General features: G+C 69.6%; 11 protein-coding genes, 4 tRNA genes and 1 pseudogene. 6 read left to right on the top strand and 10 right to left on the bottom strand.

From position 1 onward, the window contains the following. From G6019_RS05285 to G6019_RS05245, 9 genes are all read right to left on the bottom strand, one after another. The coding region (locus G6019_RS05285) for a hypothetical protein (protein ID WP_182627153.1) at positions 1-213 on the bottom strand (213 nt) is incomplete at its 3' end. 56 nt (positions 214-269) lie between these two features. Continuing rightward, positions 270-623 carry a cupredoxin domain-containing protein gene (locus G6019_RS05280; protein ID WP_107756560.1) on the bottom strand — a complete coding sequence of 118 codons (354 nt, stop codon included), beginning with the start codon at positions 621-623 and terminating at the stop codon, positions 270-272. Then, positions 620-979 carry a cupredoxin domain-containing protein gene (locus tag G6019_RS05275; protein WP_182612506.1) on the bottom strand — a complete coding sequence of 120 codons (360 nt, stop codon included), beginning with the start codon at positions 977-979 and terminating at the stop codon, positions 620-622. The genes G6019_RS05280 and G6019_RS05275 overlap by 4 nt, the downstream gene beginning before the upstream one ends. A gap of 6 nt (positions 980-985) precedes the next feature. Beyond that, positions 986-2,587, bottom strand: a complete 1,602-nt coding sequence (locus G6019_RS05270) for a multicopper oxidase family protein (protein ID WP_182612504.1) — start codon at positions 2,585-2,587, stop codon at positions 986-988. Continuing rightward, entirely contained in the window at positions 2,587-3,945 is a 1,359-nt protein-coding gene (locus G6019_RS05265; RefSeq protein ID WP_107756563.1) for a hypothetical protein, read from the bottom strand. The genes G6019_RS05270 and G6019_RS05265 overlap by 1 nt, the downstream gene beginning before the upstream one ends. Positions 3,946-3,967: 22 nt before the next feature. Then, complete coding sequence (locus G6019_RS05260; RefSeq protein ID WP_375292892.1) at positions 3,968-4,681, bottom strand: methylamine dehydrogenase light chain; 714 nt, start codon at positions 4,679-4,681, stop codon at positions 3,968-3,970. Between the two features lie 70 nt (positions 4,682-4,751). Further along, a complete protein-coding gene (locus G6019_RS05255; RefSeq protein ID WP_107756565.1) occupies positions 4,752-5,360 on the bottom strand; it encodes a redoxin domain-containing protein in 609 nt (202 codons plus the stop codon). A gap of 105 nt (positions 5,361-5,465) precedes the next feature. Continuing rightward, a complete protein-coding gene (locus tag G6019_RS05250) occupies positions 5,466-6,041 on the bottom strand; it encodes a MauE/DoxX family redox-associated membrane protein (protein WP_107756566.1) in 576 nt (191 codons plus the stop codon). A gap of 370 nt (positions 6,042-6,411) precedes the next feature. Next, positions 6,412-6,483: transfer RNA gene (locus tag G6019_RS05245), tRNA-Val, on the bottom strand. Between the two features lie 246 nt (positions 6,484-6,729). On the opposite strand from G6019_RS05245, the gene G6019_RS05240 reads away from it, so the two are divergent. The 4 genes from G6019_RS05240 (at position 6,730) to G6019_RS05225 (ending at position 7,844) form a co-directional block, all read left to right on the top strand. Further along, positions 6,730-6,802 (top strand) — tRNA-Gly (locus G6019_RS05240). A gap of 48 nt (positions 6,803-6,850) precedes the next feature. Next, positions 6,851-6,924, top strand: a tRNA-Cys gene (locus G6019_RS05235). 28 nt (positions 6,925-6,952) lie between these two features. Continuing rightward, positions 6,953-7,027: transfer RNA gene (locus G6019_RS05230), tRNA-Val, on the top strand. A gap of 271 nt (positions 7,028-7,298) precedes the next feature. Continuing rightward, positions 7,299-7,844, top strand: coding sequence for a GNAT family N-acetyltransferase (locus tag G6019_RS05225; protein ID WP_182612501.1), 546 nt, complete (start codon positions 7,299-7,301; stop codon positions 7,842-7,844). Positions 7,845-7,977: 133 nt separating this feature from the next. Here the strand turns inward: G6019_RS05225 and zapE are convergent, their stop codons facing one another. Continuing rightward, on the bottom strand, positions 7,978-8,994 hold the full coding sequence (gene zapE / locus G6019_RS05220) for a cell division protein ZapE (protein ID WP_182612498.1): 1,017 nt from the start codon (positions 8,992-8,994) through the stop codon (positions 7,978-7,980). Positions 8,995-9,045: 51 nt separating this feature from the next. Between zapE and G6019_RS05215 the strand changes: the two genes are divergently transcribed. Beyond that, positions 9,046-9,798: a dihydrofolate reductase family protein gene (locus G6019_RS05215; protein WP_182612496.1), complete on the top strand. Its 753-nt coding sequence runs from the start codon at positions 9,046-9,048 to the stop codon at positions 9,796-9,798. Beyond that, positions 9,795-10,224, top strand: a pseudogene (locus tag G6019_RS17215) (alpha/beta hydrolase); the annotation flags it as partial. The gene G6019_RS05215 and the pseudogene G6019_RS17215, both read left to right, overlap by 4 nt.

Below are 10,224 nucleotides of genomic sequence, written 5' to 3'. Positions count from 1 at the left end.
GCCGACGGCGACGGCCGCACCGACGCCCACCGCCACGGAGGCGGCGGCCACGCCGAGCCTGGTGGCCAGGCCGACGGCGACACCCATCCGGGGACGGATGCCCGGCCGGTCACCCAGGTCGAGATCGGAGATGTCGGCCACCGTCCTGCCTTCCGCCACGTCGGGCGGAGGGACCTCTGCGAGGTGTGGGGCTGTGGTCTGGGTACTGGTCATGATGTTCCTCCTCGATAGTGGAATGAGCGAGAGATCTGTGTCCGGTTGACGCGTGATCACCGGCGGGGGCTGACGATGACGGTGCCCACCATCTGGGGATGGATGGAGCAGGTGACGCGGTAGACACCGGGCTGGTCGAACGTCATCCTGTGCTCGCCCTCGGCGCGGAAGCCGGCTGTCGACGTGAGGCCGTCCACGACGATGTCGTGGAACGTCCCTCCGTCGTCGTAGAACCAGGCGACCTCCTCCCCGGCCGTCAGGTGCACCTCCCGGGGGTCGAAGGCGACGTTGCGCACCGTGACCCTGGTCGGCTCCGGGGAGCTCCCGCACCCGGTGACCGCGAGGACCGCGGCGGCCACGACGGCCAGGCCCGGGTGTCGACGTGGGAGACCCGTCCGGGTGCGGGTCATTCTTCGACGATCACCTCCCCGGTCATCTGGGCGTGCGGGGTGCAGTGGTAGCCGTAGACGCCGGCGGTGTCGAACGTCTGCGAGTAGCTCCCCTCCGTCTGGAGTTCGGAGGCGAAACTCATCGGCGCGTCGTCGTCGGAGACGACGTCGTGGGGAAGGGAGGCCTCCCAGACCCATTCGACGGTGTCCCCCGGCTTGATCGTCACGACCGCGGGGTCGTAGCTCATGTCGAGGACACGGACCTGCACGGTGGTGCCGGAGGAGGCGCCCCCGGTCCCGCCGTCAGAAGAGCACCCGGTCGTCAGCAGGACCGCCGACACGGCGATCGCGGCGATCCTGGCGGTGTGTCGCAACATCGTCAGTTACCTCTCGTAGTAGAAGTTGGTCGTCATCCCGGCGTCCAGGTGGTAGGCGTTGTGGCAGTGGAACATCCACGCCCCCGGGTTGTCGGCGTCGAACTCGAACGCCAGATTCTGGCCCGGGTGGATGATCACGGTGTCTCGCCGCAACCCGCCGTACTCCGGGACCCCGAACGTGTGTCCGTGCAGGTGCATGGGGTGCCACATCGTCGTGTTGTTGGTCATCTCGACGCGGATGCGCTCCCCCGTCCGCATGGTCACCTTCCCGACATCCGGTCCGGCGATCCCCCACACGTAATCCGAGGGCGACTGGATGAGTTCCAGTCGGAAGGTCCGATCCGGGGACCGCGCCGGCAGTGCGGAGGCCTCGGTGGCCCGGAGGCCCGAGTCCTGAACCGGCGTGCGGTCCAGCTCGGGTATCCGGCCGGACCGGGCGAGGTCGACGCTGGTGACCGAGTCCCGGCTGCGCAGGGTCGTGGCGACGAAGTCGTCCGTGCCCTCCACCCGCGCGACCACGGGCCACGTGCCGGAGCCGACCTCGACCAGGACGTCGACCCGCTGGGCCATCCCCACGAGCACGGACGCGGCATCCACCGGTTCGCAGGGGAACCCGTCGGTCTCGATGACCCGCATCATGCGACCTCCCACGGCCACGCGGTACGGCGTCTCCGCCGCGGCGTTGATGATGCGGAGCCTCGCGGTGGCGCCCGGGGGTGCCACCAGCGGCTCGGCGTCGGCGGTGGGTCGGCCGTTGATCAGGTGCACCGGGTAGGAGATGTGCTGGGTCATCCCGCCGAGTTCCACGGACTCCGGATGCGGCCCGGCGGTCCGCGCCATGGCCTCCGGATCCACCGGGGTCGTGGTCGTCGTCGTCACGGATCCGTGACCCTGGTGCCCTCCGTGTCCCCCGTGGCCCGCGTGCCCACCCAGCGCCGGGTTGAGGGCGCGGAGCAGGTCCTCAGGTGACGGCCCGTGCCCCACGGTCCAGTCGTCGAGCACGACCACCAGGTCGACGTCGGCGCCGTAAGGATCCTTCGGATCCTCGACGATCAGCGCGCCCAGCATCGCCTCATCCGCCTGGAGCCCGGAATGCGAGTGATACCAGTACGTCCCGGCGTGCGGCAGCCTGAACGCGTAGTCATACGACCCACCGGGGGCGACGTTCTCACCCGTCAACGGAGGGGCACCGTCCATGTCGTTCCGGATCTGGATGCCGTGCCAGTGGATCACGGTCTCCTCGTCCAGGGCGTTGACGTGGTGGACCCGGAGTTCGTCCCCCAGGGAGGCCCGGATCTCCGGCCCCACCGGCCCGTCGCCGTACGACCTCGCCGAGACCTGACGACCGGCGAGACCGAAGGCGGCGAGTGCGGCTGTCACCGTGACGTCCACCGCGCGCCCCGAACTGAACCGGGCGGCCTCCGCCGCGGCGACCTCGGGATCCGCGTACCCGATCCGGTCCGAGGCCTGAACGGCGGTGGTGATGGCGTTCTCGGCCGCGCAGGCCGCCATCGCCACCCCCACCCCACCGAGTCCGAGCGCGGCCAGGAAGGCCCGTCGGCTCACTCCGGACCGGGCCGGGTCCAGCGTCCCCGGGGAAAGTCCCATCAGGCGACCCTCCGCTCCGGGGCCCGCACTCCGCTGACACCGTCGGAGCCGCCGGCGTGGCCGGTGATCGTCGCGGTGGAGACGACCTCCCCCGTCGCGGGGTCGACGCCGACGATCGTGGGCAGGTCCTCCCCCTCGTCGTCACCCGTTCCGGGGGCGGTGCCCAGGACGTAGAGGACCGATCCGTCGAGGTTGTAGGAGACGGAGTCGATCGAGTCCAGCCCGAGCTTCTCCAGATCGAGGTTCTGGGTCTCCCGCGCGCCGTCGACGTCGAACAACCGGACCCGGACCACGTCTCCCCCGTTGGCGGAATGAGGATGGATGTCGGAATCGGTGTACTCCACGAAGAACTGCTCCCCGTCGGGACGGATGCCGTTCGTGTAGAAGCGTCCTCCGTCTCGACCCACGTTGCCCAGCGGACGCACCTCGTCGGTGGGCAGGCCGGAGGAGAAGTCGAAGAGGTAGGCCTCGCCGGCCTCGTTGATGAGGAACCCGGACTCCACGTCGTCGGCGAAGTGCGCCTCACGAGACGCCGTGAAACCCTCGGGCAGGACCTTCGAGCGGCCGCTCTCGCTGATGCGCCCCTCGTCGTCGATCGTGAGCTCGAGCAGTTCGCGGGATCGTTCGCACACCGAGTAGATCTTGTCCCCGACCGGCCACGTGTACGGTCCGCAGCCGATGATCTGCTGCTCTCCGGACAGCACCCCGCGGTCCAGATCCACCACACGGGGCCCGAAGAGCTGGTCGTCCCACGAGGTCATGAACCGGCCGGCGCCGCTGATCGTGTGCGAACCCTCTCGGGAGTGGAACCGCACGTGGCGCGGTAGGAGCACCTCGTCGGGTTCGAGCAGGTTTCCGGAGTAGGTCGAGACGGTGTAGTCGGCCTGGCCGCGCGAACCGCGCGGGGTCCACACCTCGAACGCCACGGCCTGCGGGTCGGCAGGGGTATCGGTCGTGAAGAGGTGGACGACGTCGTCCCAGATACCGTGACCTGTGGTGATGCGGGTCTTGACGACGCCGTCGGCGGGGTCGAAGGCGGCCCAGACGGTCTCGTCGTCGCGCCACTCTGCGGCGATCATCCAGTCGGCGCCGATCGGTGTCACCTCGGCGGTGTACGGGATGTTCGGGTCGGCGCCGACCTCTCCCAGTTCCTGGTCCTCGTCGCCGAGCGTGGCGTTCGCCGGAGGGGCCGTGACCGCGGGGACGTTCGGGAACTCGTAGGTGGTCGCGACCCCGTTGGCCACGTCGAACTCCCCGTCGTCTCCGCCGTCGGAACCGGGCGAACACCCGACCAGTAAGAGCACGGCCGCGGTGGCCGCGGAGAGGCCCGCGAGGCGGGGGGTGGTGAAAACGGTCATCTGAGTGGTCCTCTCGGCCCTTCTAGCGGGAGCCCGCGCCGACGCGCGGGCGGGTGGCGTGGTTGGTCTGGCAGTCCTCGCCGATGATCGGGGCGAGCGTGCAGGTGTACGACTGGGACTCGTCCGAGACGCACCAGATGATCTCCTGATCGAAACTGCCGGAGACCGGGTTGTACATGACGGCCTGGGCGTCCGGTTCGCCGCAGTACTTCGTGGAGCACCGCGGGGCGCCACAACAGTCGTAGTAGGCGATCAGGTACGTCTTGCCGTTCTCGGGATGGGTGCAGCACCCCACCCAGTACTCCGCTCCCGGCTTCGATCCGGGTGCGCAGGTCGAGACTCCGCCGCCCGCACAGGAGGGGCAGGGTCGGCCGTCCATGTTGCACCAGCGCCAGTAGTTGCACTCGGTGGGATCCTTGCCGTCGTACGTGGGCAGGAGGTCGTCACCGGCCCCGAACGGGGTCACCGCATTCTGCGGGGCGGGGGGCGTCGTGGCGCCGGACGCGGGCGGTTGCTGGGCGAGGGCCTGGGGGTCGCGGGTGACCGGCAGTGCGCCGACCACGGCCACTCCCGACAGGCCCATGGTCCACTTGGCCATCTTCGAGAGGACCGAGCGGCGGGACGTGCGTTCCGACAGGTGCCGGGAGACCTTGCTGAGCGAACTCCCTCCCCCGCCGGACAGCCATTCGGCGTGTTCTGTCAGGCGGCGTTGGTCGGAGTCATCGATGTGAGCCACGAGGTGTTCCTTTCCTTGCATGGGGTGGACGGATCGTGCGCGGACCGCGGTGACGAGCGCCGCGGTGCGCTCACGAGGCGGTGGGGACGCCGATACCGGCGTAGAGGTGCTGGATCGTCGGCGTGCCCGACTCCAGCGCGTTGAGAAGACTCTCGACGTGCTGCATGTTGTTGCACAGACCCTTGGCGGCGATGGACCCGTCGGTGTCCAGGAGGATCCCGTACGGAGTGGTGCCGACCTGGTACGCGATGCCCACGTCGCGGGCGTCGAGGTAGGACAGTTCCGCGCCGATCCCGGCTCCGGCCAAAAACTCACGGTGCTCCTCCTCGGTCCCGTCCGAGATCAGCACCACGTCGAGGTCGCGCTCGGCCTTGGCCATGGCCTTGATCCCCGGGAGCAACGCCTTGCAGGTCGAGCACTTCGGGCCCGTGAACATCAGCAGCTGGGGCTTGTCGCGCTCGCCGGCGACGGTGGTGTCCCGTTCCATGTGGTCGACCAGGCCCGAGAAGGACGGGCCGGTGTCCCCGACCGCAGGACCCGAGTCGAGCACCCTGGCCCCGAGCGGGCCGAGACGCACCTGGACCCGGCCCAGTTCCCGGGCCAACCCCAGGATCATCAGGACCAGGACGACGTCGACCAGCACGAGGACGACGAGCAGCGTGAGGACGAAAGCAGACATAGGAGTACTCCTGTTCGAGGGTGGACGATCGGGCGACGCCCGACTGCGGCGTGCGGGTGTAGAGGACGTGACAGATGAGAATTCCCTTATTGGGGCGGGGAACCGCTAGGGGGAGGCGGAGTAGCGCCGGCTGAGTTCGTCGCGGGCCGGCTGGAGGTAGTCGTCGACCCTGCTCCGACCGAGCGTCAACGTCGAGGACACCGCGGCCGCCCCGAACGCCAGCGCGACCGCCAGTACGGCGAGGACGAACCCGGTCGCCACCTCGGGCAGAGAACTCGGGCCCGGCAGGTACAGGCAGGCCACGGCGCCGGCGGCGAACGCGAGGGCCCTGGCCACGTGCCACCACCCGATCCTGGGAGCGTCGTGCTCACCGAAGGCGAAGCATCCGCAGTCCAGCTCCGTGCGGCCTCGGAGGAGGTTCACTGCCAGTCCGGCCGCATAGACGCAGAACAGGACGGCCACCGACCACGCGACGGCCGGCAGGCCGACTCGCCCGAGACACGCCGCACCGAGCACGATCTCGAGGAACGGCAGAACCCGTCCCACACGCGCCGCGACGGCGTCGGGCAGGATCTTGTATCCGACGACCACTCGGGAGTGGCCCTCGATGTCGCGTAGCTTGCTCAGCCCGGCGGCGAGCAGTGCGATCCCGATGACCGACGTGGCGAACATTCCCGTCATTGCCGTTCCTTCCGACGCGCTCGGCTCCCACGATTCAGATGTCGTGGCACGTCGCGGACGCTATGCCCGGTGTGTTACTCAGGCGTTGCCACCAAAGTGCTCAGTTGTTTCTAACGCTCTGAAGTTGTCGAGATCACAGTCGACGAGACGGTCCGGCCGGCGAGGTCTCCTCACCCGTAGAGGAACGATGACAGTGGGGGTTCATCCGCGCGCCGGGCGCCGGGCGCCGGGCGACCGGGCGTGCGCCGGGCACGGGGCGTGCGCCGGGCACGGGGCGTGGGCGACCGGGCGTGGCCTGTGAACGAGGAAGTGGCCTGTGAACGCGAAAAAGCCCCCGCCTCCCGGGGGGAGACAGGGGCTGCGCCTGCGGTGGTCCTAACTGGGTTCGAACCAGTGACCTCTCCGGTGTGAACGGAGCGCTCTTCCACTGAGCTATAGGACCTCGTGCGCCGTCGTTCTCGCGTCGGCACCGCAACACTGTAGCAAGCCCCGCGCCGGGACCCAATTCGGGGTCCTCGACGACCTCGCGCGCACCTCGCCGCCCCCTCGCCGCACGCACAGCCCGCCCGGATGGGCAGCATCAGAGCAGATGAGGCGTCGTTTCCGCCCCCCGATTTGTGTTCCAAGATCGGCGTCGGCTAATGTTCATTCTCGCAACGCGGTGAGCAACAGCACGCCGGGGAGCAGTGCGGATGTGGCGCAGCTGGTAGCGCATCACCTTGCCAAGGTGAGGGTCGCGGGTTCGAATCCCGTCATCCGCTCGGAGGGATCGAGGAGCCAGGAGTCCTCACCGGGCTCGATACCTTTTCGGTGGAGTGGCCGAGTGGTGAGGCAGCGGCCTGCAAAGCCGTCAACACGGGTTCGATTCCCGTCTCCACCTCCACGCCGGAGTGATCCGGTTGGTGAGTCCCGCGCGATTAGCTCAGCGGGAGAGCGCTTCCCTGACACGGAAGAGGTCACTGGTTCAATCCCAGTATCGCGCACCACGACACGACGCCCCGGTCTTCCGCCGGGGCGTCGCGCTTTTCCGGGGCGTGGAGCTTTGTCCGGGGCGTCGAGCGTTCTCCGGGGCGTCGCGCTTGGGCGTCGGCCATGTCCGCGGCGGTGGTGTCTTCGCGCGCGCGGGCCGCTTGCCTTGGTCGTTCTCACTGCGGTGATCCCGCCACATTCCCGCGGAGAGCACGACCAGGATTCGCGCGGGGGCCGGCTTGAGCCGCGATTCCTGTCCGGGACCGTCGGCGTCTAGCCTCGTCGACGATGACCCTCACGATCCGATCGGCGCTGGCGGCCGATATCGACGACCTCTCGGCCCTGGCCGCTCTGACCTTCCCGCTCGCGTGTCCGCCCGACCTGCCCCGTGAGTCGGTGGAGGCGTTCGTGCGCGACACACTCGGGCCCACCTCGTTCCGCGGGTACCTGGAGGACCCGACCCATCGACTCCTCGCCGGTGTCGGGCCCGATGGCGACATCCTGGCCTACGCCCTGCTCGTCGAGGGCACCGCGATGGACGAGTCCTGCGCGCGGGTGATCTCGAGCCGCCCGACCGTGGGTGTCAGCAAGTTTTATCTCCACCCGTGCCTGCACGGCAGCGGCGAAGCCGGTCGGCTCCTCGACGCCGTGGTGCGGCACGCGCAGGACTCCGGCGCGCGGAGTCTGTGGCTGGCGACGAACGTGGCGAACTCGAGAGCGCTCGCCTTCTACGCCCGGAGCGGTTTCGAGAGACGGGGGCACCGCGACTTCATGGTCGGGGGCGTGCGGAACCGCGACGTCGTCCTGGAACGCCCGGTCCAGCGCCCACTGTGAGCGACCGGCCGGGGTGGGCCGGGTGAGCGACCGGCCGGGGTGAGCCGGGTGAGCGACCAACCGGGGTGGGCCGGGTGGGTGGACTGGTGGGTGGATCGCGTGGACTGCCGGTACGGGCGGTCTCGATCCCGGCTCAGCCGCCGACCGTCTCGAAGCGTGACAGCGCGAGGAGCCGGGACGTGGCCCGGAGATATTTCTTCCGGTATCCGCCGGCGAGCATCTCCTCGGTGAAGATCGCGTCCAGCTTCTGCCCCGAGTTGCGGACGGGGATACCGGCGTCGTAGAGGCGGTCCGCCAGGACGACCAGGCGCAGTGCGATGGCCTGGTCCGGCAGCGGGCCGACGTCCCGGAGGCACACCCTGGTCACCCCGTCGACGAGGCGGTTGTACTTGGACGGGTGGAGGGTGGCCAGGTGCCCGCACAACGCGTCGAAGTCGTCCAGCGTCGACCCGGGTTCCGCGTCGGCGTCCGCCTCGAGTGCCTCGTCGGACATCGGGTCCGGCGCCGGGGGCAGGTTGCGATGCCGGTAGTCGGGCCCGTCGACCCGGATCGACTCGAAGATCCCCGACATCTTGCGGATCTCGCGCATGAAGTCCTTGGCCGCGAAACGACCCTCACCGAGCTGCTCGGGGAGGGTGTTGGAGGTCGCGGCGACGCTGACACCCGCCGTGGTGAGTTCCGCGAGCAGCCGGGACACCAGCATGGTGTCGCCGGGATCGTCGAGTTCGAACTCGTCGATACACAGGACGGAGTGTCCGGACAGCTCCTCGACCGCCCGGTTGAAGCCCAGGGCGCCCACGACGTGCGTGAGCTCGACGAACGTGCCGAACGCCTTCGGTTCGGGACACGTGTGATAGATCGACGTCAACAGGTGGGTCTTGCCCACCCCGAAGCCACCGTCGAGGTAGATCCCCGCGCCCTCCACCGACTTGGGCCGACGCCCGAACAGTCCCTTCTTCGGGGTGCGACGGGCCACCACCGACTCCGCGAATCGCCGACAGGCGGTGACCGCGGCCTCCTGCGAGGGCTCGGCAGGGTCGGGGATGTAGGAATCGAAACTCACGTCATCGAACATCGACGGCGGGACCATCTGGGCCACGAGTTGGTCGGCAGGGACCACCGGGGTGACGTCAACGAGGCGGGAGACCATGCGATGAGCCTATCGTGGGGCGACAGGCGTGAAGAACGGAAGGAGGCCCGGGTGCTGTCGACACGACCACCAGCGCTCGGCGACGACCCGGCGTCGCTCGACGCGATCTGGGCCGCGCTCCGTCCGGAGAGGCCGACCGCGGCACCGGTGATCCGTGCTGTCATGATCGCCTCCGTCGACGGCACCACGACCGTCGACGGCCGGAGCGGGGGCCTGGGAACGCCCACCGACCGCCTGGTCTACGACGCCATGAGGGCCCGCGCCGACCTCGTCCTGGTGGGCTCCGGCACGGCGTTGGCCGAGCACTACGGGCCCGCCGAGGTCAGCCAGGTCTGGGCGGACAGGCGGACAAGGCCCGCGCCCACCATCCTCGTACTCACCCGGTCCCTTCCCGACGAGCTGATCGACCTCTGTGCCGACACCGACGACAGGATGCAGATCGCGGCGGCACACGAGACGGACCCCCGGCTCGTCGGGGCCGCGCGGGCACGGGGCGTGACCGTCCATGTGCTCGACCCGGGCCCGACCGGTGCCGCCGTCCGTTCGTTGGCATCCCGCCTCCACGCCGCCGAGGTGGACTTCGAGGGTGGCCCCCGACTCCTCGGGGAGCTCCTCTCGGAACGCGCCGTGGATGAGCTCGTCCTCTCGGTGGCGCCGGAGGTGATCGTCGGAGGCGACGACTCGACACTGACCCCGGGCCACGGGCATGGATACACCCGGGTGCCGATGCGCGTCGTCTCGGCGTTCTCCTGCCCGTCGGGAGGCCTGTACACCCGCTGGGTGGTCGGTGAGGGCGTCCGTTGACCGGGAGACGTGGCGCCCGTTCCACCCGCGCGGTGCTCACCGCGCTCGTCGCAGTCGTGGCCGTGGCCGGGTGTGCTCCCCTACCCGCCTCGGGACCGCGACTGGCCACCGGTGACGGCCCCGGTCGCGCGCCCGCTCCCGACAGCGAAGCGGAACTCATCACCCCACCAGACTGGGAGACGCCCCGATCCGAGCTCCAGTGGATTCCCTGTGCGGAGGGCGGGACCCGCGGGCTTCCCCAAGACGCCCGGGTCGACTGCGCGCTGCTCGGCGATACCCCTGTCCTCCGCCTCACCACCGGGGACACACCTCGGGACGCAGCCCCCCTGGTCGTGGTGGCCGGACCCGGCGATCCCGCCGACTCGCTCGCGATCAGGTTCGCCTCGGCGGGCACCGAGATCGTGGGATCGCATCCGCTGGTGATCC

The organism is Dietzia sp. DQ12-76 (assembly GCF_014145045.1).
Classification (GTDB): Bacteria; Actinomycetota; Actinomycetes; order Mycobacteriales; family Mycobacteriaceae; genus Dietzia.
Note: the sequence above shows the minus strand (reverse complement) of the source record. Positions and strands in the feature narration are given on the sequence as shown.